General features: G+C 74.7%; 20 protein-coding genes. 7 read left to right on the forward strand and 13 right to left on the reverse strand.

Translation table 11 applies throughout. The features are described from left to right. Positions 1-29 precede the first annotated feature (29 nt). A complete protein-coding gene (merB, locus tag ACH54P_RS14905) occupies positions 30-632 on the reverse strand; it encodes an organomercurial lyase (protein ID WP_489913032.1) in 603 nt (200 codons plus the stop codon). Positions 633-919: 287 nt separating this feature from the next. Then, positions 920-2,833, reverse strand: coding sequence for an intein-containing Rv2578c family radical SAM protein (locus ACH54P_RS14910; protein ID WP_489913034.1), 1,914 nt, complete (start codon positions 2,831-2,833; stop codon positions 920-922). A gap of 44 nt (positions 2,834-2,877) precedes the next feature. Between ACH54P_RS14910 and ACH54P_RS14915 the strand changes: the two genes are divergently transcribed. Beyond that, a complete protein-coding gene (locus ACH54P_RS14915; protein WP_489913036.1) occupies positions 2,878-5,754 on the forward strand; it encodes an AfsR/SARP family transcriptional regulator in 2,877 nt (958 codons plus the stop codon). An 8-nt stretch (positions 5,755-5,762) separates the two neighbouring features. On the opposite strand, the gene sthA is transcribed toward ACH54P_RS14915, so the two are convergent. Further along, positions 5,763-7,175 carry a Si-specific NAD(P)(+) transhydrogenase gene (gene sthA / locus ACH54P_RS14920; RefSeq protein WP_489913038.1) on the reverse strand — a complete coding sequence of 471 codons (1,413 nt, stop codon included), beginning with the start codon at positions 7,173-7,175 and terminating at the stop codon, positions 5,763-5,765. A 91-nt stretch (positions 7,176-7,266) separates the two neighbouring features. On the opposite strand from sthA, the gene ACH54P_RS14925 reads away from it, so the two are divergent. Both ACH54P_RS14925 and ACH54P_RS14930 read left to right on the forward strand, forming a co-directional pair. Next, on the forward strand, positions 7,267-10,257 hold the full coding sequence (locus ACH54P_RS14925) for an ATP-binding protein (RefSeq protein WP_489913040.1): 2,991 nt from the start codon (positions 7,267-7,269) through the stop codon (positions 10,255-10,257). An 81-nt stretch (positions 10,258-10,338) separates the two neighbouring features. Next, the gene (locus ACH54P_RS14930; protein WP_489913042.1) at positions 10,339-11,727 is read left to right on the forward strand and encodes an FAD-binding oxidoreductase; all 1,389 of its coding nucleotides are present in this window, start codon (positions 10,339-10,341) and stop codon (positions 11,725-11,727) included. Positions 11,728-12,048: 321 nt separating this feature from the next. Here ACH54P_RS14930 and ACH54P_RS14935 read toward each other — a convergent pair whose 3' ends face one another. The 5 genes from ACH54P_RS14935 to ACH54P_RS14955 all read right to left on the reverse strand — a co-directional run bounded on the left by ACH54P_RS14935 (position 12,049) and on the right by ACH54P_RS14955 (position 18,299). Continuing rightward, positions 12,049-12,177, reverse strand: a complete 129-nt coding sequence (locus ACH54P_RS14935) for a hypothetical protein (protein WP_489913044.1) — start codon at positions 12,175-12,177, stop codon at positions 12,049-12,051. A gap of 221 nt (positions 12,178-12,398) precedes the next feature. Continuing rightward, positions 12,399-13,706 (reverse strand): type I glutamate--ammonia ligase, encoded by a 1,308-nt coding sequence (locus ACH54P_RS14940; protein ID WP_489913046.1) that lies wholly within the window; start codon positions 13,704-13,706, stop codon positions 12,399-12,401. Further along, positions 13,703-15,436: an IucA/IucC family protein gene (locus tag ACH54P_RS14945; protein ID WP_489913048.1), complete on the reverse strand. Its 1,734-nt coding sequence runs from the start codon at positions 15,434-15,436 to the stop codon at positions 13,703-13,705. Before ACH54P_RS14945 ends, ACH54P_RS14940 begins: the two co-directional genes overlap by 4 nt. Next, positions 15,433-16,716: a lysine N(6)-hydroxylase/L-ornithine N(5)-oxygenase family protein gene (locus ACH54P_RS14950; RefSeq protein WP_489913050.1), complete on the reverse strand. Its 1,284-nt coding sequence runs from the start codon at positions 16,714-16,716 to the stop codon at positions 15,433-15,435. Before ACH54P_RS14950 ends, ACH54P_RS14945 begins: the two co-directional genes overlap by 4 nt. After that, positions 16,713-18,299, reverse strand: a complete 1,587-nt coding sequence (locus tag ACH54P_RS14955) for a pyridoxal phosphate-dependent decarboxylase family protein (protein WP_489913052.1) — start codon at positions 18,297-18,299, stop codon at positions 16,713-16,715. The genes ACH54P_RS14950 and ACH54P_RS14955 overlap by 4 nt, the downstream gene beginning before the upstream one ends. 143 nt (positions 18,300-18,442) lie before the next feature. On the opposite strand from ACH54P_RS14955, the gene ACH54P_RS14960 reads away from it, so the two are divergent. From ACH54P_RS14960 to crcB, 3 genes are read left to right on the forward strand one after another with little or no spacing between them, the layout of a single operon-like run. Further along, positions 18,443-18,850, forward strand: a complete 408-nt coding sequence (locus tag ACH54P_RS14960) for a fluoride efflux transporter FluC (RefSeq protein ID WP_489913054.1) — start codon at positions 18,443-18,445, stop codon at positions 18,848-18,850. Next, on the forward strand, positions 18,850-19,182 hold the full coding sequence (locus ACH54P_RS14965; protein ID WP_489913056.1) for a DUF190 domain-containing protein: 333 nt from the start codon (positions 18,850-18,852) through the stop codon (positions 19,180-19,182). Before ACH54P_RS14960 ends, ACH54P_RS14965 begins: the two co-directional genes overlap by 1 nt. Beyond that, positions 19,179-19,553, forward strand: a complete 375-nt coding sequence (gene crcB / locus ACH54P_RS14970; RefSeq protein ID WP_489913058.1) for a fluoride efflux transporter CrcB — start codon at positions 19,179-19,181, stop codon at positions 19,551-19,553. Before ACH54P_RS14965 ends, crcB begins: the two co-directional genes overlap by 4 nt. Here crcB and ACH54P_RS14975 read toward each other — a convergent pair. The 5 genes from ACH54P_RS14975 to ACH54P_RS14995 form a co-directional block, all read right to left on the reverse strand. Then, positions 19,550-19,927 carry a hypothetical protein gene (locus ACH54P_RS14975; protein ID WP_489913059.1) on the reverse strand — a complete coding sequence of 126 codons (378 nt, stop codon included), beginning with the start codon at positions 19,925-19,927 and terminating at the stop codon, positions 19,550-19,552. The two genes, crcB and ACH54P_RS14975, sit on opposite strands and share 4 nt — an antisense overlap. Before the next feature lie 54 nt (positions 19,928-19,981). After that, on the reverse strand, positions 19,982-20,932 hold the full coding sequence (locus ACH54P_RS14980) for an LLM class F420-dependent oxidoreductase (protein ID WP_489913061.1): 951 nt from the start codon (positions 20,930-20,932) through the stop codon (positions 19,982-19,984). Positions 20,933-21,005: 73 nt separating this feature from the next. After that, complete coding sequence (locus ACH54P_RS14985; protein WP_489913063.1) at positions 21,006-23,105, reverse strand: S9 family peptidase; 2,100 nt, start codon at positions 23,103-23,105, stop codon at positions 21,006-21,008. 20 nt (positions 23,106-23,125) lie between these two features. Continuing rightward, positions 23,126-23,977, reverse strand: a complete 852-nt coding sequence (locus ACH54P_RS14990; RefSeq protein ID WP_489913065.1) for a PPK2 family polyphosphate kinase — start codon at positions 23,975-23,977, stop codon at positions 23,126-23,128. A 17-nt stretch (positions 23,978-23,994) separates the two neighbouring features. After that, positions 23,995-24,360: an SRPBCC family protein gene (locus ACH54P_RS14995; protein WP_489913067.1), complete on the reverse strand. Its 366-nt coding sequence runs from the start codon at positions 24,358-24,360 to the stop codon at positions 23,995-23,997. 144 nt (positions 24,361-24,504) lie between these two features. On the opposite strand from ACH54P_RS14995, the gene rocD reads away from it, so the two are divergent. Next, a complete protein-coding gene (gene rocD, locus ACH54P_RS15000; RefSeq protein WP_489913069.1) occupies positions 24,505-25,737 on the forward strand; it encodes an ornithine--oxo-acid transaminase in 1,233 nt (410 codons plus the stop codon). Positions 25,738-25,829: the final 92 nt, after the last annotated feature.

Genomic DNA, 25,829 nt, shown 5'->3' on the forward strand with positions numbered 1-25,829 from the left:
GACGTCGGCAGGCTGGGGTCGCGCGGTGGTCAGAGCACGAACTTCGGCCGGGCCTCCAGCGCCGCGACGAGCCGGTGGGCCTGGGCGAGGTAGGCGGCGACCTGGTAGATGCGGCCGCCGGGGTGGCCCACCAGCCAGCTCGCCGCCGCGGACGCCGAGGCGAAGAACGGCTGGCCCGCGCACGCCACCGCTTCGACGTGCTCGAGGCCGAAGCCGAGGTCGACCGCGGCGACCACCGCCGACGGGGGGTCGGCCAGCAGGATCGCGCGGGGCGTGAGCTCGATGCGGATGCGCGTGCCCGTGACGGGGCAGGTCGCGGCCGCGTGCACGCGCTCGCCGGTCGCGATGGCGAGCAGGAACATGTCGACCGAGCCGTCGGGGCCGGCGCCGAGGGTGCCCTCGGCCGGTTCGAGGCGGTGGTGCGCGCCGCGCGGCGCGGGGCCGGTGCTCACGAGGTCGCGGCGCAGGGTGAAGCCGATCAGTTCGACGAGCCGGCGCGCCTCGGCGGGGGTGACGCCGACGGTCGCGGCCAGCCGGTCGACGCCCACCGGGTGGCGCCCGGCCCGCGTCAGCTTCAGGGCGGCCCAGGCGAGCCGGGCGGCCGCGACCCGGTCGGTCTGCGAGGTCGTCAACGTCCGGCTCCCTTCGGGATCGATCCCTTCGACGTTAGGCGCCGGTGACAGGGGACGACAACGACACGATCGGACATTTTCCCGCAAGCCGCCGACTCTCACCCGCGAGCGACCCCGGACTACGGCGAACGGCGCAGCGCTACCGCCGATCCGGTGACAGGTCCACGAAACCGGCCGCCCGGGGGATGATCACGCGCCGGGCGGCGGAGCGGATGCCGGTCCACAGTCCACTGAGGACACGACGGCGACGGTCCTGGCACCTCCTCGCCCACCATCCGGCCGCGCGGTCAAAGCAGCCGGAGCTGCTCCGCCGGAACCTCCGCCGCCTCGAGCGGGGATGGCTCCGGGTCTCGCGGGTCATATCCCGTCTTCGGCGCCAGGCCGTGCCGTCGCAGCAGCGGCGCCACCCGCGTCGCCAGCCTCTCCCGGTAGGCCTTCTGGACGTAACTCCCCCGCGCGTACAGCTCCCGGTACCGCGGGACCAGCGCCGGGTACGAACCCGCCAGCCAGCGGCCGAACCACTCGCGGGCCCCGGGCCGCAGGTGCAGCGGGATCACCGTCACGCTCGACGCGCCCGCCTCCGCGAGCCGGGCGAACAGCGCGTCGAGGGCCTCCGCCGAGTCGGTCAGCCACGGCAGCACCGGCGCCACCAGCACCGAACACGGCAGGCCGGCCTCGCGGGCCTTGCGGACCAGCTCCAGCCGCGCCCGCGGGCTCGGCGTGCCGGGCTCGAGGCGGTGCTGCAGCTCGTCGTCGAGCAGGGCGATCGACACCGCCAGCCCCACCGGCACGTCGGCGGAGACGTCCCGCAGCAGCGGCAGGTCCCGCGCCAGCACGGTGCCCTTCGTCAGCACCGACAACGGTGTGCCGGACCGGGCCAGCGCCGTGATGATCCCCGGCATGAGCCGGTAGCGGCCCTCCGCGCGCTGGTACGGGTCGGTGTTGGTGCCCATCGCCACGTGCTCGCGGCGCCACGACGGCTTCTTCAGCTGCGCCGCCAGCACCTGCGGGGCGTTGACCTTGACGACCACCTGGGTGTCGAAGTCGCGGCCGGCGTCGAAGTCCAGGTACGTGTGCGTGTTCCGGGCGAAGCAGTTGTGCGACACCATGCCGTCGGCCACGAAGTCGCCGGTGCCGGTGGTGATGTCGAACAGCGGCAGCTGCAGGCCCAGCGGCTCGATCGCCTCGACGCGGCGCCGGTTCGCACCGATCACCGCGCCGTCCAGGGACCGCTTCCAGCCCACCGCGGGGTTGCTCACGTGCAGGAACCGCAGCACCTCGCCGACGCCGCCGAGCAGCCGGACCTCCTGGCGGGTCGGGAACTTCGGCACCTCGTCGAGCTGGTGGGCGAAGCCGAAGCGGGTGAGCGCGGCGGCGAAGGCGTCGGTGATCTCGGGCTCGTCGTGCGCCACCGTCAGGACGCCGCGGCCGTAGCCGCCCGCGAGGTCGAAGACCCCGGCGAGGAACCCGCGCTGCCAGTGCGCGTCCGGGTCGGCCGGCACCTGCAGGAACCCCACCGAGGCCCCGAAGTCCGGCAGGTACCCGAGGGCGCGCGCGGCCGCGTCGGTCTCGGCGGCGAACCCGCCGGAGCGGAGCATCCCGCACAGGTAGCCGGCCCGGTACCCGAGCGTCTCGTCCGGCGTCGGCTCGAACCGGCCGACGCCGATCAGCTCGGTCCCGGGCTCGAGGTGCGGCCGCTGCGCGGCGCCGAACTTGCTGCCGGTGACGTGCTTCCAGCCCTTGGCGGTGAGGAACCGGTGGTCCCCGCCGGCGACGAGCCGGGTGCCGTCCTCGAGGGTCACCCGGTAGGCGGCGCGCAGCGTCGTCCAGTGCGCGAGCACCTCGGTGGGCACCAGCCGCCGGGTCGCGCCGTGGCCGCGGGTGCCGAAGATCCGGTCGCCGACCTTCAGCTCGGACAGCGCCCTCGTCCGCCCGTCGGCGAGCAGGATCCGGGTGCCGCCTTCGAGGCAGTACGTGCAGGCGTGGGAGCAGCCGCGGTACGGGTTGACGGTCCAGCCGAACGGCACCCCGGACCCGGCGGGCACCTTGTTCAGCACCGAACGGGCGTGCACCTCGTGAAAGGTGACGCCGTCGAATTCCGGTGACCGCACCGATCGCACCAGGCCCTCCAGCCCGGGCAGTGCCGGCTCACCCTCCCCTGCTCGCTGCCGATCCCATCGCACGCCGCCAGTCGAACACATGTTCTATTCGGGTGTCAAACCGGTTCCCGGCAAGGGTTTCGGCGATGGGACGGCTGGTGCGGGTGGGACGCCTGGGGTCGGTGCCGAGCGCGGCTCGCCCGGGTACCCTCGGTGATCCGCCGGGGGACGCGGCGTACTCCGTGGTGGTGAGGGGGCCGCGCGTGGTCACGATGGTGCGCCTGCTCGGCGAGGTGGACGTGCTGGTCCACGGCCGTCCGGTGGCTCTCGGCACACCGCGGCAGCGCTGCATCCTGGCGGTGCTGGCCCTCGAAGCCGGCCGGGTGGTGCCGACGGACCGGCTGGTCGGCCGGGTCTGGGGCGCCGACGTCACCCCGCGGACGCGGACCACCCTGCACGGCTACATCTCCCGGCTGCGCGCGGCGCTGGCCGGAGCCGATGGAGTCACCCTCACGCGCCGCTCCGGCGGCTACGCCCTGATGACCGACCCGGACCTGGCCACCGTCGACGTCCACCGCGGCCGCGAGCTCCGCGAACGCGCGCGGGACGACGAACAGCAGGCCCTGCCGCTGCTCACCGAAGCGCTGGGGCTGTGGCGGGGAGAAGCGCTGACCGGGCTGGCCGGCGAATGGGCCGAAGCCGAACGCGACCGGCTGGAACGGGAGCGCGAGGCGACGGCGCGGGAGCTCGCCGACACCCGGCTCCGGCAGGGGCTCGGGGAGGAACTGGTGGCCGAGCTGGCCGCCGCCGTCCGGGCGCACCCCCTGGACGAACGGGTGGCGGGTCAGTACCTGCAGGCCCTGCACCAGGCCGGGCGGACCGCCGACGCGCTGGAGCACTACCGGCGGTTCCGGGCGCACCTGGTCGAGGAACTCGGCACGGATCCCGGCGCCGCCCTCCAGGAACTGCACCAGCGGATCCTGACCGAGCGCCCCGGTCCCGGCCCGCGGACGGCGCCCGGCCCGGTGGTCCCCCGCGAGCTCCGCGCCGCACCCACGGCGTTCGTGGGCCGCCGGGACGAGCTGCACCGGCTCGACGCGGCCTTGGCCGACGCGGGGTCGCGCGGCGCGATGACGGTCTCGGCCGTCACCGGCGCGGGCGGCCTCGGCAAGACGTGGCTGGCCCTGCGGTGGGCGCACCGCCGTCTCGACCGGTTCCCCGACGGCCAGCTGTTCGTCGATCTGCGCGGCTTCGGCCCGGACGACGCGCCGGTCGATCCGGCCACGGCGCTGCGCGGCTTCCTCACGGCACTGGGCGTCGAGGCGGGTTCGATCCCGCCCGACACGGACACCCGGTCCGCGCTGTTCCGCAGCCTGACCGCGGACAAGCGGCTCCTGGTGGTGCTGGACAACGCCGCCGGCACCGGCCAGGTCGTGCCGCTCCTGCCCGGCGGTGCCTCCTGCGCCGTCGTCGTGACCAGCCGCAACCGGCTCGCGGGCCTGGTCACGGCGCACGGCGCCCGCCACGTCCCGCTGGACGTGCTCGCCGCCGACGAGGCCCGCGACCTGCTGGCCGCCCGGCTCGGCCCGGCCCGGGTCGAGGCCGAGCGCGCGGCCGTCGACGAGCTGGTCGGCCTGTGCGGTGGCCTGCCGCTGGCCTTGAGCGTGCTCGCCGGCCGCGCCGGGGCGCCGCTGTCCGCCGCCGTCGCCGAGCTGCGCGAGTCGGGGCTGGGCGGCTGGGCCGACGACGATCCGGCCATGAGCCTGCCGACCGTGCTGTCCTGGTCGTTCCACGCCCTGGCCGAAGAGCAAGCCGCCGTGTTCGGCCTGCTGGCCCTCGCGCCGGGCCCGGACACCGGCCTGCCCGCCGCGGCGAACCTGACCGGCCTGCCGCCCGCGCGGACCCGGGCCGTCCTGCGCGGCCTGGAACAGGCGTCCCTCCTCGAACCCGACCCGGGCGGCCGGTACCGGATGCACGACCTGGTCCGCGCCTACGCCGCCGACACCGCGCGGCAGCTGCCCGGCGACGTGCGGGACGCGGCGCTGCGGCGGGTGCTCGGCTTCTACGCCCACACCGCGCACGAGGCCGGCCTGCTGCTGGACGCCCACCGCGGACCGGCCGGCCTCGCGCCTCCCGAGCCCGGCACCCACGTCCACCCGCTGCCCGGCGCCGCGGCGGCGATGGCCTGGTTCGAGGCCGAGCGCCGCACCCTGCTCGCCGCCCAGCAGCTCGCGGTCCTCCGGCAACGGCACGACATCGTGTGGTGGCTGGCCCTGTCGCTGGACACGTTCCACCACCGGGGAGGCCACCGCCACGACCGCCTCGCCGCGTGGCGGGCCGCCGCGGACGCCGCGCCGCACCTGCCCGGCCCCACGCCCCGCGTCATCGCCCACCGGTACCTCGGCCGCGCCTGCGCCGCCGTGGGCCTGCACGAGGAGGCGGTCGAACAGCTGCGCCACGCGGTCGGCCTCGCCGAAGAGCAGGGCAGCACCTACGAACTCGCCCACGCGCACCAGACGCTCGCCCGGGTGTCCGGGCACCACGACGACCACCGGGCGCTGGACCACGCCACCCGCGCCCTGCGGCTCTTCTCCGGCCTCGGCGTGCCGTTGTGCCTGGCCCACGGGCACAACGCGGTGGGCTGGTACACCGCCCGCCTCGGCCACCACGAAACCGCGCGCGAGCACTTCCGGGCCGCTCTCGCCCTGCACCGGGAACAGGACAACCCCGCCGGTGAGGCGAACAGCCTCGACAGCCTCGGCTACCTCGAGCACCACGCCGGCCACCACGAGGAGGCCATCCGCCACTACGGGCGGGCCCTCGCCCTGCGCCGCGGCCTCGGCAACGCCTACGACGCGGCGAGCACGCTCGACCACCTCGGCCCCCCGCACCTCGCCCTCGGCCACGACGACGAAGCCCGCGCGGTATGGCAGGAGGCCCACCGCCTGTACCGGCAGCAGGGCCGCGACCGGGACGCCGAACACGTGCAACGGCACCTCGACCGGCTCGGCGGCCCGCGCTAGCCCGCGGCTCAGGACGAGAAGCGGTCCAGGGCCCGGATCTTGTTGGTCGCGTCGAGGGCCGCCACCTTGTACGCCTCCGAGAGCGTCGGGTAGTTGAACACCGCGTCGACGAGGTAGTCGACCGTGCCGCCGCAGCCCATCACCGCCTGTCCGATGTGGACCAGGTCCGTCGCGCCCGTGCCGAACACGTGGACGCCCAGGAGCTTCCGGTCCGAAGTGGACACCAGCAGCTTCAGCATCCCGTAGCTGTCGCCGGTGATCTGGCCGCGGGCCAGCTCGCGGTACCGCGCGATGCCGACCTCGTACGGCACCGACGACGACGTCAGCTGGGCCTCCGTCGCGCCGACGTACGAGATCTCCGGGATCGTGTAGATGCCGATCGGCTGCAGCGCGCCCAGTCCGTTCGCCGGTTCGCCGAACGCGTGGTACGCCGCGAGCCTGCCCTGGTCCATCGACGTCGCCGCCAGGGCCGGGAAGCCGATCACGTCGCCGACCGCGTAGATGTGCGGCACCGCCGTGCGGTAGTTCTCGTCGACCACGAGCCGGCCGCGCTCGTCCGCGCTCAGGCCGGCCGCCTCCAGGGCCAGCTCGCCGGTCATGCCCTGGCGGCCCGCGGAGTACATGACGCCGTCGGCCGGGATGCGCTTGCCGCTGACCAGGGTGGTGATCGTGGCGTCGTCGGACACGGCGACGTCCGCGACCTTCTCGCCGAAGCGGAACGTGACGCCGAGGTCGCGCAGCTGGAACTTGAGCGACTCGACGATCTCGGGGTCGCAGAAGTCGAGCATGTGGTCGCGCTGCTCGACGACGGTGACCCGGGAGCCGAGCGCGGCGAACATCGACGCGTACTCGATCCCGATCACCCCGGCGCCGACCACGACCAGCGACGACGGGATCTGTTCGAGCCGCAGGATCTCGTCGGAGTCGAGCACGCGGGCGGCGTCGAAGTCGACGTGCCCCGGGCGCGCCGGCCGGGTCCCGGTGGCGATCACGATGTGGTCCGCGCTCAGCGTCCGGCGGTCGCCGCGGTGGCGGCCGTCGACGACGACGGTGTGGGCGTCGGCGAAGGACGCGGTGCCGGCGATCAGGTCGACGTGGTTGCGCATCAGCTGCGCGCGCACCACCTGCACCTCGCGCCCGACGACGTGCTGGGTGCGCGCCAGCAGGTCGGCGATCGTGATGTCCTGCTTGACGCGGTAGCTCGCGCCGTAGAGCTCGCGCTGGTTCATGCCGGTCAGGTAGAGCACCGCTTCGCGCAGCGTCTTGGACGGGATCGTGCCGGTGTTGACGCACACCCCGCCGACCATGTCGTGCCGGTCGACGACCGCCACCCGCTTGCCGAGCTTCGCCGCGGCGATCGCGGCCTTCTGACCGCCGGGGCCCGAACCGATGACGATGAGGTCGTACTCGTGCTCGCTCACGACGTCGAGCCTGCGCACCCGGCGGTCCCGGCGCAACCCCTCACCCGGTGAAGATCCGCGCACGACGCCGTCCCGGGGTTAGCGTGACCGGGTGCTGCGCGTTTCGCTGCTGGGCGAGCAGGTGATCGCCGACGAGGAGACGGGCGCCGTGCTGACGCGGTCGCCGCGGTCGGTCGCGCTCGTGGCCCACCTGGTCGTGCACGCCGGGCTGGCGCAGCCCCGGCCGCGGATCGCCGGGCTGTTCTGGCCCGATTCCACCGACGCGCAGGCCCTGACCAACCTCCGCCGCGAGCTGCACCAGCTGCGCCGCGTGCTGGGGGACCCGCCGTCGCTGGTCGTGACCGGGCACGACCTGTGCTGGCGGGACACGCCGTCGAGCCGCGTCGACGTCCGCGTCTTCGACCTCGCCCGCCGGGCGGCGCTGGCCGCCACCGACGACGGCGAGGTGCTCGCCCACGCCCGCGAGGCACTCGCGGCCTACCGCGGCGAGCTGCTGCCGGGCCTGACCGACGACTGGGTCCTGGCGGCCCGCGCCGAACTGGACCGCCAGTGCGTCGAACTGTGCGACCTGGTCTGCCGGACGCCGTCGGCCGACCCCGCCGCCGCGCTCGCCGCGGCCCGCCGCCGGATCCGGCTGCGGCCGCTGGAGGAAACCGGCTACCGGACCCTGATGGCGCTGCAGGCCGCCGCCGGCGACCGGGCGGGCGCGGTCAGCACCTACCACCGGTGCGCGTCGATCCTCGAACGCGAACTCGGCGTCGTCCCGGCCGAGCCGACCCGCGCGGCGCTGCGCCGGCTGCTCGCCCGGCCGGACCCCGGCCCCCGGGCGGCGGCGCCCGGGCTCGTCGGGCGGGCCGCCGAGCTGGCCCGGCTCGGGCAGGTGTGGCGGGCGGCCGCGGCGGGCCGGGCCGGGATGGTCCTCGTGCGCGGCGACGCGGGGGTCGGCAAGACGCGGCTGGTCGCCGAGCTGGCCGGGCTGGCGCGCGGGGACGGCGCCGTCGTGGCCACCGGCCGCTGCTTCGGCTCGGCCGGACGCCTCCCGCTCGCCCCGGTCGCCGACTGGCTGCGCACGCCCGCGGTGCAGCGCGCGGCGGCGTCCCTCGACCCGGTGTGGCGGGCCGAGGCCGACCGGCTGCTGCCCGCCACGCGCCCGGCCGCGGCCGGGCACCCGAGGGTCGACGCCTGGCAGCGCCTGCGGTTCTTCGAAGGGCTGGCCCGCGCGCTCACCGCCGGCGGGCGGCCCGTCCTGCTCGTGCTCGACAACGCGCAGTGGTGCGACGAGGAAACGAGCGCGTTCCTCGCCTTCTGCCTCGGCCTCCTGCCGGACGCGCCGCTGCTGGTCGCCGGGACGATGCGCGACGGCGACCTCGACGCCCGCGTCGAGGCGTGGACCGCGCACCTGCGCGACGAGGGCAAGCTCACCGAGCTGCCGCTGAGCCCGTTCGACGCCGAGGGCACGGCCCGGCTCGGCGAAGCGGTCGCCGGGCGCCCGCTGTCCGAACCGGACCGCGCCCTGCTCCACGCGGCCACCGGCGGGTTCCCGCTGTACGTGGTGGAAGCGTTGCGCACCAGCACCTCCCCGCCGTCGGGACGGCTGAGCGGAGTGCTGCGGGCCCGGCTCGAACAGCCCGGCCCGGCCGCCCGCGAAGTCGCCGGGCTGGCCGCCGCGGCCGGGCGCGACTTCACCCTCGAACTGCTCACCGAGGCGAGCGACCTCGACACCGACACCGTCGTCGACGCCATCGACGAACTGTGGCGGCGCCGGATCGTGCGCGAGTTCCGCGGCGGCTACGACTTCACCCACGACCTGCTGCGCGAGGCCGCCTACCAGCAGGTCAGCCCGCCGCGCCGGTGGCTGCTGCACCGGCGGCTGGCCCAGGGCATGGAGCTGCTGCACGCCGACGACCCCGACGCCGTGGCCGCGCAGCTGGCCGAGCAGTACGCCCGCGGCGGCCGCCCCGACCGCGCCGTCGCGCACTACCGGCGGGCCGCGGCCGTCGCCGCGGGCACCTTCGCCCACGCCGAGGCGATCCGGCTGCTGAACGAGGCGCTGGCGCTGGTGCGCGCCCGCCCCGCGAGCGGCAACCGCGACCGCGCGGAGCTCGAGGTCCTCGAAGCGCTCGCCGGGCCGCTCAACGCCCACCACGGCTACGCCTCCCCCGAGCTGCAGCGCACCCTGGAGCGCTCGCTGGCCCTCGCGGAGTCCTTGGGCAGCAAGGAATCCGCGCTGACGGCCCTGCTCGAGCTGTGGTCGTCCCGGTTCGTCCAGGGCCGGACGGCGGAGGCGCACCAGGCGGCCGAACGCGCCCTCGCGCTGCTCGCCCCCGGGACGAGCGCCGAACAGGACGGCTCGGCGCACTTCATCGTCGCGGGCTCCTCGCTGAGCCTCGGGCACGACCCGGCCGAGGCCCTGCGGCACTTCGAGCTGGGCGCGGAACGCACGCGCGGCGCGTCGTCGTGGCCGATCGGCACCCGGCCGGACGTGCACGGCCCGGCGTGGGCGGCGCACGCCCACTGGCTCCTCGGCCACGACGACGAAGCCGTGGCGTGCGGGGCCGCCGCGATCGCGCACGCCCGCGAGATCGAGCAGCCGTACAGCCTGGCCATCGCCCTGGCGTACGCGGGGATCACCCACCAGATGCGCCGCGACCGGCCGGCGCTGTGGGCGGCCGTCACCGAGCTGCACGCGCTGTGCGACCGGTACGGCTTCGCGTACTACCGGGAGTGGGCCCTGGTGCTGGGCGGCTGGTCCCGCGGCGGCGAGGCCGGGCTGGCCGCGGCCCAGGAAGGCGTCGCGAACCTCAAGGCCGAAGGGGCGTTCGCCCGGATGCCGTACTGGCTGACGCTGGTCGCCGACCTGGCGGCGCCGGAGCCGGCCCGGGCGACGCTGGACGCCGCGCTCGCCGCCGGCGAGGCCCGCGACGACCGCTGGTGGCTGCCGGAGGTGCTGCGGCTGCGGGCCGCGCACGACCCCGATCCGGGTCCCCGCCTGCGGGCCGCCGCCGCGCTCGCCCGCGCCCAGGGCAGCGTCGCCCTGCTGCGCCGGGCGGAGGCGGACCTCGGCGTTCGGCCCGGTTCCTGACCGGCCGCGGCGGACCGAACGCTGCGCGAACGCCGCGTGCCTACGTTCCGACGGGAACCGGGACATCCGAGAGGGGCACCCATGACCACCACCGCACTGCCGCACGAAGAACTGGCCACCGTCCTGCGCGGCCGGCTCGTCACCCCGGCCGACGCCGGCTACGACGAGGCCCGCGCCGTCTACAACGCCATGATCGACAAACGGCCGGCGGCGATCGCCTACTGCCGCGACACCGCCGACGTCGTCGCCTGCGTCCGGTACGGGCGGGCGAACGACCTGGACATCGCCGTGCGCGGTGGCGGCCACAACGCGGGCGGCCTCGGGGTCGCCGACGACGCGCTGGTGATCGACCTGTCCGGGCTGCGCAGCACCACCGTCGACCCGGTGAACCACACCGTGCGCGCCGACGCCGGGTGCACCTGGGGCGACGTCGACCACGCCACGGTCGCCTTCGGCATGGCGACGCCCTCGGGCATCGTCGGGTCCACCGGCGTCGCGGGGCTGACGCTCGGCGGTGGCATCGGCTACCTGGCCCGGCGGTTCGGCTTGACCGTCGACAACCTGCTCGGCGCGGACGTCGTGCTCGCGGACGGCTCGTTCGTGCACGCTTCGGAGTCTTCGCACACCGACCTGTTCTGGGCCCTGCGCGGCGGCGGGGGCAACTTCGGCGTCGTCACGTCGTTCACCTTCCGCTGCCACGACATCGGCGAGCGCGGCACGGTCATCGGCGGGCCGGTGCTCTACGACCTCGCCGACACCCCCGCCGTGCTGCGCTGGTACCGCGAGCTGCTGCCCTCGCTGCCGGAGGAGCTGAACGGCTGGTTCGGCCTGATCACCATCCCGCCGGCCCCGCCGTTCCCCGAACAGCTGTGGGGCCGGAAGGCGTGCGCGATCATCTGGTGCTACACCGGCGCGCACGACAAGGCCGACGAGGTGCTGGCCCCGGTGCGCGGATTCGGCTCGCCGCTGCTGGTCGGCCTGCAGGCCATGCCGTACACGGCGTTGCAGGGCGCGTTCGACGCGCTGTACCCGGCCGGGCTGCAGTGGTACTGGCGGGCGGACGTGTTCCACGAGATCTCCGACGCCGCGATCGACATCCACCTCAAGCACGGCGAGCGCCTGCCGAGCATGCACTCGTCGATGCACCTGTACCCGATCGACGGCGCCGCGAGCCGGGTCGCGGCGGACGCGACGGCGTTCCCCCACCGGTCCGGCGGCTGGTCGGGCGTGATCGTCGGCGTCGACCCCGCGCCGGAGAACGCGGGAGCCATCTCCGAGTGGACGAAGAACTACTGGGAGGAGCTGCACCCGACGTCGGCGGGCGGGGCGTACGTCAACTTCATGATGGAGGAGGGCCAGGAGCGCGTCCGGGCGTCGTACGGCGGCAACTACGAGCGGCTGGCCGCCGTCAAGCGGCGGTACGACCCGGACAACGTCTTCCACGTCAACCAGAACATCCGCCCCGCGTGACCCGCGGAGCCGGCGGCGGCCCGCCGCCGGCTCCCGGGTTTAGAAGTACAGGTCGATCACGTCGTGGGTCAGCTTGAGCACCGGGATCAGGCCCGAGGCGAGCGACGCGAACCGCACGGCGCGGCCGCGGACCGGGTAGCCGGCGTCGCCGACGAGGTGGTCGGCTTCGAGCCGGATGGTCCGCGCCGCCGGACGAACACGTGGTAGGCGACCGCGGCGAAGTTCCGTGCACGGCCGAGGAAACCGCCATGGAGACCATGGCGGCGGGCACGCCGAGCAGCAGCTCGGCCACCGGGCGGCTGGGGGCGAACGGCCGCGCGCTCATCCGGCGGCCGGTCCGCCGAACAGGAACGCGTACGTGCGGTCGGGCATTTCGGCGTGCGGGAAGTGCGCGCAGCTGTCGAGCGAGTGCGTTTCGGCGTGCTCGCAGACCCGGCGGAGGTCGACCATAACGACGCCGCAGGTAGTGGAGCCTGCCGAACGGCCCGTCGCAGCACTCCCGGGTCAGCCCGACGTCCTCCGGGTCGCTTTCGAGTTCGCACGGGAAGCACTCGTCCGGTTTGCCCACGGCGCCTCCACCCCACGATCGGCTGTGCGGGGAGTCGCCGTGATCATGCGGTGCGTGGCAGCACGGGCACCAACCGGTATCGGCCCCGTGCCCGGCGACCGGCTCACGAGCGGAGGGCGCCGCGGCGGCGCTGCCAGTCGGTGACCGTGTCCAGGCCGGCGTCGATCTCTTCGGTGAGCAGCGCCGTCAGCTGGGCCGCGACGTCGGTGCCCAGCAGCTCCCCCACGCGGTCCAGCAGCGACAGCGCCTCCCACGGGGACGTCGCCAGCGAAGCGGCCGCGATCCCCGGCTCCGGGGGCTGCAGGCCCTCCTCGAGGCCGAACCGCCCGGCGGCGAGGAGCCCCGCGACGACCAGGTGCGGCTGGGCGTCCGCGCCGGCGAACCGGAACTCCAGGCGCCGGTTGCCGTCCGGCCCGGCCACCCGCACCGACGCGGTCCGGTCGTCGTGCCCCCAGCGCACCTCGCGCGGCGAGAACGGCGCGGTCCGCAACCGGACGTAGCTGTTCCACGTCGGCGCCCACACCCCCGTCAGCGCCCGCGCGTCCCGGAGGACGCCGGCGAGGAAGCCGCCCAGGAGGTCCGGTTCCGAGCCGTCCACAGTGGACAACGAAAGGTGCACGTGCCCCGAGTTGCCCTGCCCCGGCGCGGGCGCGGCCAGGTACTCGGCGACCACGTCGTGGCGCGCGGCGACCCGGCGCACGATCAGCTGCTGCAGCAGGACGTCGTCGCACGCGGCCAGTGCGTCGCGGTGGCGCAGCACGATCTCGTACTGCCCCGGGTGGCACTCGGCGCGCGCCGACTCGACGCCGAGCCCGGCCTCGTCCAGCGCCGTCCGCAGGTCGCGCAGCAGCGGCGCCAGCCGTTCGGTGCCGCCGACCGCGTAGTCGGCGCCGTGCCCGGTGAGCGGCTCGCCGCGAGCGTCGCGGAACACGACCTCGTGCTCGATCCCCACCGACGGCACCAGCCCCAGTCCTTCCAGCGCGGCGAGCTGCCCGCGCAGCACCTCGCGCGGCGCGAGCTCCGCGGCTCCGCCGGACGGCCACCCGGCGTCGCACACCACCGCCCACGTCCGGTCGCCCAGCGGGACGGCGCTCGCCGCGTCCGGCCGCATCCACAGGTCGCCGAAGCCTTCCAGGTACCCGCCGAGCACGCCGGACGCCGGGAGCGGCTCCCGCGCGGGCGTCCACGCGAAGACGTAGCTGCAGACGCCGTAGCCGCCGGTCAGGACCTCGGCGGCGAACGGCGCGGCCAGCTCGACCGCGGCGAACCGCGCGTGCGGGTCGGGGACCAGCAGGAGCAGCCGCGCGCCGTCCTCGGCGAGCACCCCGCGCAGCACCGCCTCCCCCGCCTCGGCCGCCGCGCGGCGGACGGCCAGGGACCGCGGGCCGGCCGGCCGCGCGAACGGCGTCACCAGGCACCGCCGGGATCCGGCGCGTGCAGCGGGTTCGGCACCCGGCCCCAGCGGACGTCGAACTCGTCGTCGCGCTCCACCTTGTCGAAGCCCTGGCCGGCGAAGTGCTCCCGGTTCAGCGTCACGCGTTCGACGTCCGGGGCGAACAGGCGGCACGCGTCGAAGCGGGCGGCCACGTCCGGGTTCTCGTCGCGGTAGCGGCCGGCGATCTCCCGGACCGGCGCCCAGAACGCCGCCCGCGGCAGGCCCAGCTCGTCGAGCAGGACCTCGGCCCAGAAGCGGAACTGGCCGGAGAACACCGAGCTGAACAACGACTGCGCGAGCAGGTGCGCCGGCCAGCGCAGCATGTCCGCCGCCGCTTCGGGCGGCAGGCTCTCGTAGCTCTCGAGCGGTTCGTCGAGCAGGTCGACGCCCTGGGCGAAGTCCTTGATCAGCACCCGCTGCGGGACCCCGGCGGCGTCGACGACCAGGATCAGGTTCTGGCCGTGCGGGCAGAACCCGACGCCGTGGCGCAGCAGCCACTGCAGCAACGGCGTGAGCACGAGGTCGAAAAGCCGCGTCAGCCACGCTTCCGCGTCCCCGCCGCCGATCAGGTGCGCCAGCACCGAGACGCCGTCCGGGCCGCGGTAGGGCAGCGCGGCGAACGAAATCGCGCGCTCCCCTTCGGCGAGCCGGATGGGCTCGCGCCACAGCGCGCCCAGGGTTTCGTGGAACCGGTACGGCAGTTCCTCCAGGTGCCCGAACAGCGGGTGCTTCACCGACACGCTCGCGACCTCGCCGAGCAGCCCGAACCGGTACTTCTCCGCCAGCAGCGGGTCGCCGGCACTGACGCGGCGCAGCCACGACGTCACGGACGGCCCGGCGAGCGTGGCGGCGGAGTTCAGCCCGCGGTAGACGAGGGTGTTGCGCACCGACACGGCGGTCTTGACGTCGTGGCGGCCCGGCGTGGTCACGTTCGCCAGGGTCCGGACCGTCTGGTGCGGCCGGTAGCCGTCGGCGCTTTCGCCGAGGTCGACCAGGACCCCGGTGGCGAGCTCGGCGGCGTAGAGCGTGCCGACGATTTCGTCGGCCTGCCACGGGTGCACCGGCACCCACACGTAGTCCTCGGGGGCCCGCGCGGCGAACTCCGCGCGCAGGTCGCCGAGCTCGGCGTCCAGGAGCGCGTCCCGGCTCAGCTCGTCGACGCAGCGGAACTCGGCGTGCCCGGGGTGGACGGCGAACCAGCGCAGCCGGACGTCGGCGCCGGCCTCCGGCGCGTACCGGGCGCGGTCGCGCGCGGAAAACCCGACGCGGCCCTTGTTGAGGACCAGCCGCGGGTGCCCGGTCAGGTGCCCGTCGGCCAGGTTGTAGTCCAGAGTGGACAGTTCCGCCGCGGTCGGCGCGCGGCGCAGCCGGGCGGCCTCGTTGGCGACCGTCGCGGTCAGCTCGGCCAGGACGTCCGCCAGCCGCAGCCCGCCGAGGCCCAGGACCCGCCGGGCGTCGACGACGAGGGTGCGCGGGTCGGTGACCGGCTCGCCGGACCGGTGCGCGCTGCCGGGCTCGACCGTCCAGCCCTCGAAGGCGCCGCGCCGGGCCCGGAACGTGTAGACCACGCCGTCCGCCAGCTCCAGCCGGTAGCCGTCCCCGTCGGCGACCGGCTCCAGCATGTGCTCGTAGGACAGCTCCCCGAGCATCTTGTGCACGATCAGGGCACCGGCCGCGCGCCAGGCGGCCGCTTCGTCGATGCTCACTTCTCCTCCAGGCCGAACGTGGTGAAGGCGGTGCGGTCGGGCAGGTCGTGGACGGTCTTGCCGCACACGGCGTTGAGGATCACGGCCGCCCGCCAGGCGCCGAGCCCCAGGTCGGGCGCGCCCGGCCCGTGGGTGTGCCGTTCGGCGTTCTGCACGAACAGCGGCCCCGGCACGTCGAGGGCGACGCGGTAGCCGGCGCCGACGACCAGCCGGCCGCGCTGGTCGCGGTGGACGGCGTCGCCGAGCCCGGCCAGCAGTGAGCCGGTCGGCGCCTCGGCGTAGCCGGTGGCCGCGACGACGGCGGCGGTGCGCAGGGTGCCGCTGCGGCCCTGCTGCGCGTGCCTCAGCCCGAGCTCGACCTGCCCGTCTGCAGTGGACGCCGAGACGACCTCGACCCCCGGGGTCAGCACCGCGCCCGGGGAGCCGGTGATGCTGCGGCGGTAGAGCTCGTCGTGGATCGCGCCGATCGTCTCGGCGTCGATCCCCTTGTACAGCTGCCATTGCGTGGGCAGCAGCCGGTCGCGGACGGCTTCGGGCAGGCCGTGGAAGTACGCGGTGTAGTCGGGGGTGAACTGCTCCAGCCCGAGCTTGGAGTACTCCATCGGCGCGAACGCCGGCGTCCGCGCGAGCCAGCGCACCCCGTCCACGGTGGGCCGGGACCGCAGCAGGTCGAGGACGACCTCGGCCCCCGACTGCCCGGACCCGACCACGGTGACGCTCTCGGCGGCGAGCAGCGCGTCCCGGTGCGTCAGGTAGTCGGCCGAGTGGAGCACGCGCGCCGCCGGGTCGGCCACGAGGTCCTTCAGCGGTTCGGGCACCGACGGCACCGAGCCGACGCCGAGCACGACGGCCTCGGCGAGCACCGGTCCGGCCCCGGCGACGGTCAGCTCGAACGCCGCTTCGGCGTCGTCCCAGCGGATCCCGGTGACCTCGTGCCCGAACCGGCACGACGGCAGCCGGGCCGCGGCCCACCGGCCGTAGTCGTCGTATTCGACACGCGGGATGTGGAACCGTTCGGCGAAGTAGAACGGCAGCAGCCGGCCGCGGTCGCGCAGGTAGTTGAGGAACGAGAACGGGTTCGTCGGGTCGACCAGCGTCACCAGGTCGGCCAGGAACGGCACCTGCAGCGTCGCGCCGTCGACCAGCAGGCCGGGGTGCCAGCGGAACTCCGGGCGGGCGTCGAAGAACACCGCGTCCAGCCCGTCGACCGGTGCGGCCAGCGCCGCGAGCGAGAGGTTGAACGGCCCGATCCCGATGCCCGCCAGGTGGTGGCGCCTCACGAAGCGACCGGGCTTTCCCGGCCGGCCACGAGTTCGGCGCCGGCCGTGGCGACGATCCGGTCGAGCAAGGGGCCGTAGTCCGCGCCGGTCGTCCCGGGGTGCAGCAGCGTCAGCTTGAGCCACAGCTGCGGCGCGCCGCCGGGGCCGGTCGGGAGCGCGGCCCGGCCGATCACCGCGGTGCCCGCCTCCAGCAGCGCCCGGCGCACGCGGGCGACGAGCTCGTCGTCGCCGGTCTCGTCGGCGACGACCGGCCGGAGCACCACAGTGGACAGTTCCGGCGCGCCCCAGAGCCGGAGGCCGGGGTTCGCCTCGACCCGGGCGGCGACCTCCTGCGCGGTGGCGCAGCACCGTTCGACGAGCGCGCCGAGGCCGTCGGTGCCCAGCGCGCGCACGGTGACGGCCATCCGGAACGCGTCCGGCCGCCGGGACGTCCGGATCGAGCGGCCGAGCAGGTCCGGCAGGCCGGCCTCGGTGTCGTCGTCGGCGTTGAGGTACTCGGCGCGGACGGTCAGGGCGCCCAGGTCGGCGGCTTCGCGGGCGGCGAAGAGCCCGGCCGCGACCGGCTGCCAGCCGAACTTGTGCAGGTCGAGCGCGACCGAGTCGGCGAGCTCGAGCCCGGCCAGCTTCGGCCGCAGCGCGTCGCTGCACAGGGCCATGCCGCCGTAGGCCGCGTCGACGTGCAGCCGGGCCCCGGCGCGGCGGCACACGGCGGCGATCTCGGGCAGCGGGTCGAGGGTGCCGGTGTTGGTCGTCCCCGCCGTCGCGACGACGACGGCTCCGGGGGTCAGCACCTCGGCGAGGGCGCCGGGGAGCAGGCGGTCGCCCTCGCACGGCACGACGATCGGCGCGGGCAGGCCGAGCAGCCAGGCCGCGCGGGCGACGCTGTGGTGGGCGTTGGCGCCGCAGAACGACTGGACGACGCCGCGTTCGCGGGCCAGCAGCAGGCCGAGCAGGTTGGACTCGGTGCCGCCGGTGGTCACGACGGCGTCCGGGGCTTGCGCGCCGGGGTAGCACAACCGGGCGATGCCGGTGGTGAACTCGCGCTCCAGCTCGCTGGCGACCGGCGCCTGGTCCCAGGAGTCCATCGACGGGTTGAGCGCGCTCGCCACGACGTCGGCGGCCACGGACACCGCGAGCGGCGGGCAGTGCAGGTGGGCCGCGCAGGCCGGATCGGCGGGGTCGGCCGAGCCCGCCGCCAGCAGCCGGCTCAGCTCCTCAAGGGCCGCCTCGGCGCCGACGCCCTGGCGGGGCAGCGAGCCTCCCTCGGCGGCCAGGAGCCGCTCCAGACCTTCGGGCCCCTCGACGGACGGGCCTCCGCCGGCGGCCAGGAGCCGCTCCAGGCCTTCGGGTCCCTCGACGGACGGGCCTCCGCCGGCGGCCAGGAGCCGCTCCAGGCCTTCGGGCCCCTCGACGGTCGGGCCTCCGCCGGCGGCCAGCGCGGCGGCCACGGCCGCCGGTCCGCCGGCCGGCACGGGGCCGCCGCGCTCGGCGATGCCGGCCGCCATTCCGCGCAGTGCCGCCGGGATCAGCTCGCCGAGCCGCTCCGCGCCGCCCTCGCCCCCGGCCAGCCCGTCTCCGCGCATGTACCCGCCCTTCGTTAGGGTTGCCTTGCCTACGCTGAGCAACAGTACGGCGACCGACGGCTGCCTGTCATCCGGCCCCGTCCAGCATGCTCGACCGGGTGGCGGGAACGCGTCGGCCATCGGGAGTAGGTTCGGCGCCGGAGGTGATCAGCGTGCCCGCGACCCGGTGGGACGTCCTGCTCGCGATCGGCGCCGGCGGCGCGCTGGGCAGCCTGGCCCGGTACGGCCTGTCGGTGGCGATCCCGCACCCGCGGGGCGGGTTCGCCGTCGCGACGCTGCTCACCAACGTCCTCGGCTGCCTCTTCATCGGTGTCCTGATGGCGATCCTGACCACGACCGCCCGGCCGCACCACCTCCTGCGGCCGTTCCTCGGCGTCGGGATCCTCGGCGGGTTCACGACGTTCTCCACGTTCGTGACCGACACCCTCGACGCGGCGACAACCGGGCGTCTCGTGGGATCCTTGGCGTACGCGTCCGCGTCGGTGGTGCTGTGCCTGCTCGCGGTGACCGCCGGCCTGACGGCGACGCGCGCGGTGAGGAAGGGACGCTGATGGAAGGACCCGCCACCCGTCTGACGATCTACCTCGGCGAAGACGACCACTGGCACCACAAGCCGCTCTACCACGAGATCGTCCGGCGGGCGCGCGACGCCGGGCTGGCGGGCGCCTCGGTGCTGCGCGGGGTCGAGGGCTACGGCGCGTCGTCGCTGATCCACACGACGCGGATCCTGTCGCTGTCGGAGGATCTGCCGGTGGTGGTCGTGATCATCGACGCGGAGGAGAAGCTGCGGGCGTTCCTGCCGCGGCTGGACGAGCTGATCGGCGAAGGCCTGGTGACGCTCGACCAGGTCGAGGTGGTCCGCCACGGGGGGCGGACGGGGTGACGCCGGTCCTGGTGGCCCTCGGCGGAGCGGCGGGCTCGGTGCTGCGCTACCTGACCGACCGCCGGGTGCAGGCGTGGCGCGACTCGCCGTTCCCGTTCGGAACACTGACGGTGAACGTGATCGGCTCGTTCATCCTGGGGTTCCTGAGCGGCTGGCTCCTGCACGGCGCGGAGCCGTCGTCGGTGCGGTCCCTGGTGGCGGTGGGTTTCTGCGGCGGGTTGACGACGTTCTCGACGTTCGGTTACGAGACGGTGCGGCTGTTCCTGGAGAAGACGCGGCTGTACGCGGTGCTCAACGTGGTCGTGACGGTGATCGCGGGGCTGGTTTCGGGAGCGCTCGGGTTGCTCCTCGCGACCGCGGTCTTGCCCTAGCGGCCCGGACGGCCCAGCCTCCGCTGCACGCGGCCGAGCGCCTCCTCCAGCCGCCCGGCCCGGCCGCCTTCCCGCCCGGCGCGGCGGTCGACCTTCCCCTCCACGTACTCGGCGAGCGGGATGTCCGGCCACTTGCGCTTCACCCGGCGGCGTTTCCCCAGCAGCCGCAGCTCGGCCGCTTCGGCGCGGACCTCGTCCGGGTTGCCGGTCGCCGCCCGCAACGCCAGGCTTTCCCGCGCGCGGTTGGCGCGGCGCGCGAAGGCCTTGCTGCGCGCCAGGTTCTTGCGCGACGACTTGTCGTTCTCGCCGTAGGCGTCGCGTCGGTCCTTGAGGTAGCTGAGCCGCTTCTTCTCCGGCGGCGTCTTCCGTCTCATCCGCCCTCCTCCGGGGCCAGGAAACACCCGGCCCCGGCGGAAGGCAACGAAATATCAGCGCGGCGCCAGTCCCCGCACCTGCTCGAAGGGATCCCCGCCCGTCGGCAGCAAGGCGATGACCGGCGTCGTCAGTCCGTTGTCCACATAGGACTGCACCTGCTCCCGGCACGACTCGACGCTCCCGTGGATCACCAGTTCGTCCACGACCGAGTCCGGGATCACCTGGTTGGCCTTCTGCCGATCCCCGGCCGCCCACGCCTCGTGCATCGGCGCCAGCGCCTCCCCGCGTCCCAGCCATTCGTGGAACGCCGCGTACACCGGGACCGTCAGGTAGCTCGAGATCAGCATCCGGCCCAGGCCGCGCGCCGCGTCCGCGTCCTCCGTGGGGCAGACGAAGATCCGGGCCGCCAGTTCGACGTCCGGCCCCACCACGGAACGCACCCGAGGCACGTCCGAAGCCGCCAGCCAGTTGGTGATCGCGCCGTCCGCCTCACGCGCCGCGAGGCGCAGCATGCCCGGGCGCAGCGCCGCCAGCATGATCGACGGCGGCGGGTCGGCCGGGCGCTCCAGGCGGAACTTCGAGACGGCGAACGTCTCGTACTTCTCGCTGACCTTCTCCCCCGCCAGCGCCGTGCGCAGGAACCGCAGCGTGTCCCGGGACCGCGCGAACGGCTCTTCGAACGCCGCGGCGTTCCACTGGGAGACGATCACCGGGGACGACGCGCCGATGCCGAGCACGAACCGGCCGGGCGCCAGCTCCGCCACCGTCGCCGCCTGCATCGCCAGCAGACCCGGGCCCCGCGTGTACACCGGCACGATCGCCGTGCCCAGGCGCAGCTGGGGCGCCCACTGCGAGGCGAGGACCAACGGCGTGAACGCGTCCGTGCCCGCCGTCTCCGCCGTCCACGCGTCGGTGTAGCCCAGGTCCGGCAGCTGTTCGACCAGTTCGCGGTGCGCCGTCAGCGGCACCCCGGTCAGCGGGATCGTCAGGCCCCAGCGGCTCATGCGCGGCCCTCCCTGACGCTCGGCCCGGCACAAGCCGAAGGCGCGGTGTTGGCTGGTTCGCTCGCGAGCTCGCTCACGCAGTCTCCTTCTCCACGGCGGACAGTTCGCGCAGCAGCCAGTCCACCTGCGTGCGCATCAGGTTCTCCGCGACCTCTTCGGCCTGCGGCGTCATGTGGGTGGCGCCCGCCAGCGGCAGGAAGACGTGCGGGCGGCCCTTCGCCAGCAACGCCGACGACAGCCGCAGCGCGTGCGCGACGAACACGTTGTCGTCGGCGAGCCCGTGCACGATCAGCAGCGCGCGGCTCAGCTCGCCCGCGCTCTCGATCAGCGAGTTGTGCGCGTAGCTTTCGACCTCGTCCTGCGGCTTGCCCAGGTACCGCTCGGTGTAGTGCGTGTCGTACAACGACCAGTCGGTGACCGGCGCGCCCGCGACCGCCGCGTGGAAGACGTCCGGCCGCCGCAGCACCGCCAGCGCCGACAGGTAGCCGCCGTAGGACCAGCCGCGGATCGCCACCCGTTCCGGGTCCAGCTCCGGGAACCGGGCAGCCGCCGCCTGCAGCGCGTCCACCTGGTCCTGCAGCGTGACGTCGGCGAGGCGGCCGGCGATCTCGCGCTCCCACACCGCGCCGCGGCCCGGCGTGCCGCGGCCGTCCGCGACGAGCACCGCGAACCCCTGGTCGGCCAGCCACTGCGACGTCAGGAAGGCGTTGCGGCTCTGCAGGACGCGCTGCGCGTGCGGCCCGCCGTACGGGTCGAGCAGCACCGGCAGCCTGCCCTCGCTCGGCTCGTAGCCGCGCGGCAGGAGCAGCGCCGCGCGCAGGCCGCGCTCCCCCAGGGTCAGCCAGGTCAGGTTGGGCACGACTTCCGGGTCCACAGTGGACGTCGTGATCGACGCGACCGGCGCGCCGTCCCGCAGGACCGAGACGCGCGGGCCGCTGTACTCGAGGCTCCACGACGAAAGCACGGTGACCGCGGCGGATCCGGCACCGACGTGCACGCCGTCCACAGTGGACAGGCGGCGCACCGAAGCGCCTTCCGTCCGGAACACGTGGATCTGCGTCGGGTCGTCCTCGGAGGCGCTGAAGAGGATCTCGGCACCGACGTCGAGCACGGCCCGCAGCTGCAGCCCGGCCGGGGTGACGGCCTCGCCGCCGACGAAGAGCCGGTGGTCGCCGTCGACCATGCCCTCGGTGACGAGCCGCCCGTCCGGGGTCCACGCCGGGACGCCGCCGACGATGTCGATCCAGTGCTGGTCGGCGGCGGTGTGCACGACCGACGTCGACCCGTCGGCGACGTCGAGCGCGAGGACGTCCATCCGCTTCTGGTCGCGGGGCTGCACGGCCAGCAGCGGTGCGCCGCCGGCCGACCAGTGCACCGAGGCCAGGTACTCCCACTCCCCCGGCTCGACGTCGACGCGGGAGCCGTCCAGTCCGAGCACGGCCAGCGAGACGAGGGCGTTCGTGGTGCCGGCGGCCGGGTAGGCGACGACGTTCGCCGGGTGCTGCGGGTTCGCGGGGTCGGCGATGGTCCAGCGCGGCACCGGGCCGCGGTCGGACCGCTCGGCGAGGACGCTGCGGCCGTCCGGGGCCCACCAGTAGCCGCGGGTGCGGTCCATCTCCTCGGCGGCGATGAACTCGGCCAGGCCCCAGGCGATGTCCTCGCCGTCCTCCTCGACGAGCACGCGGTTGTCGCCGGTGGCCAGCTCCAGCACGTGCAGCCGCCGGTTCTGCACGTACGCCACGTGCGTGCCGGTGGGGTTCGGCCGCGGGTCGATCACGGCGCCGTCGACGCGCAGGGTGATCTCTCCCGAAACGAGGTCCAGGGTGTAGAGCTTGCCCGAGAGCGAGAACGCCGCGACGGTGAAGCCCGCGTCGACGCCGTAGTGGACGACGCCGCCGCCGGTCTCGCGGGCCCGTTCGCGCCGCGCCCGCTCCTCGGCGGGCAGCTCCTCCTCGCCGGGCAGCAGCTCGGCGGCGTCGACGAGCTTCGTCTCGGCGCCGGTGGCCGGATCGGCCGACCAGAGGCTGTGCCGGGGGTCGGTCCCCGACTCCGCGCGCAGGAACAGCACGCGGGAGCCGTCCGGGGCGACCCGGAACTCCTTCGGCGCGCCGAGGGTGAAGCGCTGGGTACGGGCCTGTTTGCGGAGGAACGGGAGGTTGTCGACATCGGTCACGTCCGCACTCTTTCAGACGGTCACGACGGGACGCCAACACCCGTCAGCTTCGCCAGCTCCGCGTCGGCGTCGTAGTCCGGCTCGGGGAAGCGCGGTGCCAGCTCCGCCAGCGTTTCGATGAGCAGCTCGGCGACCGCCCAGTTGCGGTACCACTTGTGGTCGGCGGGCACCGCGTACCAGGGTGCGTGGGCGGTCGAGGTCCGCTTGAAGATGTCGGCGTAGGCCTCTTGGTAGGCGGGCCAGTGCGAGCGCGCTTCGAGGTCGCCCGGGTTGTACTTCCAGCGCTTCTCCGGCGTGACGAGCCGGGCCTTGAGGCGCTTGAGCTGCTCCTCCGGCGAGATGTGGAGGAACACCTTGACGACGGTGGTGCCCGCCTCGGTCAGTTCCGCCTCGAAGGCGTTGAGCTGGGCGTACCGGCGGCGCCGCTCGGCCGCGGTGAGCAGGCCGGAGACCCGCGGGACCAGGATGTCCTCGTAGTGCGAGCGGTCGAAGACGCCGATCTGACCGGGCGCCGGCAGCTGCTTGCGGATCCGCCACAGGAACTCGTGCCGTTGTTCGGCCGCGGTCGGCTTCTTGAACGCCGCGTACCGGACGCCCATCGGGTTCACCAGGCCGAGCACGTGCGACACCGTGCCGCCCTTGCCGGAGGTGTCCATGCCCTGCAGCACCAGCAGGACGTTGCGCCGGCCGCCGCCGACGCCCTCGGCGTAGAGCGCCTCCTGCAGCGTGGACAACCGCTCGCCCGCGCTGCCGAGCTTCGCGAGGGCCTTGGCCTTCTTGCCGGGCCCGACCGGGGCCGAGCCCGGGTCCGGCAGGTCCCCGCCGACGCGCAGCGCGTCCCGGACCCGGCTTCCGTCGTCCTTCTTCGCCATCCTGTGAAGCTACCCGCTCAGGCGGCGGCTTTCGCGGCGAAGAGGTCCAGCAGGGCGCCGTGCCCGCCTTCGCCCGAGAGGCCGTCGCGGACCTTCGCGCCGGTTTCGCCGTGCCGCTCGAAGTCCCGGTGCTCCAGCTCGGCGCGGGTGCTGGCGTTCGCGGGGTCGGGGTCGATCCGCCAGTCGCCGTCGATCCGCCAGGACAGCACCAGGCGGGCGGGCGGCTCCCGGACGAGCACCTCGCCCCAGTCGCAGTCGGCGCCGTCGACGGTCCGCTCGTACCAGCGGCCGTCCGCGCGCGGCCCCCCGTGGAGCGCCTCGACGATCGCACGCCGCGACGGGTCGGCCAACGCGGCCGGCTGGTCGCTTCCGTAAGTCGCCACGAACCGTCAGTCACGACTTACCAATGCCCCCCTCAACGGCTGCGCAGCGTTTCGGGGGTCGAGGCTCGGTATTGCGCAACGAACAACGGGTGAAAGCAACGATTCCCGGCTGAACTCTGCGTGTACTGCCTCTAATCTGAACGTATGACGACGTTCGCCGGCCGGGAGACCGCCGCCCCCTCCGCCGCGAGCTTCATCGAGCTCGACGAGCGGTGGAGCACGCACAACTACCACCCGCTGCCCGTCGTGATCGCCGAAGCCTCCGGCGCTTCGGTGACCGACGTCGAAGGCCGCTCCTACCTGGACTTCCTGTCCGGCTACTCGGCCCTGAACTTCGGTCACCGCCACCCGGACCTGGTCGCCGCCGCCGTGGAGCAGCTCGGGCGCGTCACGCTGACGTCGCGGGCGTTCCACCACGACCAGCTGGGCCTGTTCTGCCGCGAGCTGGCCGAGCTGACCGGCACCGAGCTGGTGCTGCCGATGAACTCCGGCGCCGAGGCCGTCGAGTCCGCGGTCAAGATCGCCCGCAAGTGGGCCCACCGGGTCAAGGGCGTGCCGGACGGCACCGCCGAGATCATCGTCGCCGGCTCCAACTTCCACGGCCGGACGACCACGATCGTGTCGTTCTCGACCGACGAAACCGCACGCGCCGACTTCGGCCCGTTCACGCCGGGCTTCGTCACCGTGAAGTACGGCGACGCCGCCGCGCTGCGCGACGCGATCACCCCGCGCACGGCCGCGGTGCTCCTGGAGCCGGTGCAGGGCGAGGCCGGCGTCATCGTGCCGCCGGAGGGCTACTTCGCCGAGGTCCGGTCCGCGTGCGACGAACACGGCGTGCTGCTGATCGCCGACGAGATCCAGTCCGGGCTGGCCCGCACCGGCACGGTGCTGGCGCTGGACCACGAAGGCGTCCGCGCGGACGTGTACACGCTGGGCAAGGCCCTCGGCGGCGGCATCCTGCCGGTGTCCGCGGTGGTGGGCCGCCGCGACGTGCTGGGCGTGCTGAAGCCGGGCGAGCACGGCTCGACGTTCGGCGGCAACCCCCTGGCCTGCGCGGTCGGGCGCGCGGTGGTGCGCCTGCTGGCCACCGGCGAGTTCCAGCAGCGCGCCACGGAGCTGGGCGCCCACCTGCACACCCGCCTGTCGGCGCTGATCGGCGACGGGCTGTCCGAAGTCCGCGGCCGCGGACTGTGGGCGGGCATCGACATCGCCCCGGGCGGCCCGTCCGGCCGCGAGGCGTCCCAGGCCCTGGCGGCGCGGGGCGTGCTGTGCAAGGAGACGCACGAGCGCACCCTGCGCGTGGCGCCGCCGCTGGTGATCACCCGCGAGGAGCTGGACCGCGGCATCGACGCGATCGCCGGGGTCATCCGCCCCTGAAACCACCGGATGCCGCCGGGTGAGCCTCCCGCCCCGGCGGCATCCGGATACAACCCCGCCCGAAGCCCGTGAAGGTCACCGGAAGGTGGCCT

The organism is Amycolatopsis sp. N2S4-7 (genome assembly GCF_058119595.1).

Excerpts from the sequence above, each read along its gene's own strand:
- ACH54P_RS14980 (WP_489913061.1), bottom strand. The coding sequence starts at position 20,932 with ATGAGCCGCTGGGGCCTGACGATCCCGCTGACCGGGGTGCCGCTGACG.
- ACH54P_RS14935 (WP_489913044.1), bottom strand. The coding sequence starts at position 12,177 with ATGGTCGACCTCCGCCGGGTCTGCGAGCACGCCGAAACGCACTCGCTC.
- ACH54P_RS14955 (WP_489913052.1), bottom strand. The coding sequence starts at position 18,299 with ATGCGCGGAGACGGGCTGGCCGGGGGCGAGGGCGGCGCGGAGCGGCTC.
- ACH54P_RS14930 (WP_489913042.1), top strand. The coding sequence starts at position 10,339 with ATGACCACCACCGCACTGCCGCACGAAGAACTGGCCACCGTCCTGCGC.
- ACH54P_RS14990 (WP_489913065.1), bottom strand. The coding sequence starts at position 23,977 with ATGGCGAAGAAGGACGACGGAAGCCGGGTCCGGGACGCGCTGCGCGTC.
- ACH54P_RS14915 (WP_489913036.1), top strand. The coding sequence starts at position 2,878 with ATGGGACGGCTGGTGCGGGTGGGACGCCTGGGGTCGGTGCCGAGCGCG.
- ACH54P_RS14965 (WP_489913056.1), top strand. The coding sequence starts at position 18,850 with ATGGAAGGACCCGCCACCCGTCTGACGATCTACCTCGGCGAAGACGAC.
- rocD (WP_489913069.1), top strand. The coding sequence starts at position 24,505 with ATGACGACGTTCGCCGGCCGGGAGACCGCCGCCCCCTCCGCCGCGAGC.
- ACH54P_RS14910 (WP_489913034.1), bottom strand. The coding sequence starts at position 2,833 with ATGTGTTCGACTGGCGGCGTGCGATGGGATCGGCAGCGAGCAGGGGAG.
- ACH54P_RS14975 (WP_489913059.1), bottom strand. The coding sequence starts at position 19,927 with ATGAGACGGAAGACGCCGCCGGAGAAGAAGCGGCTCAGCTACCTCAAG.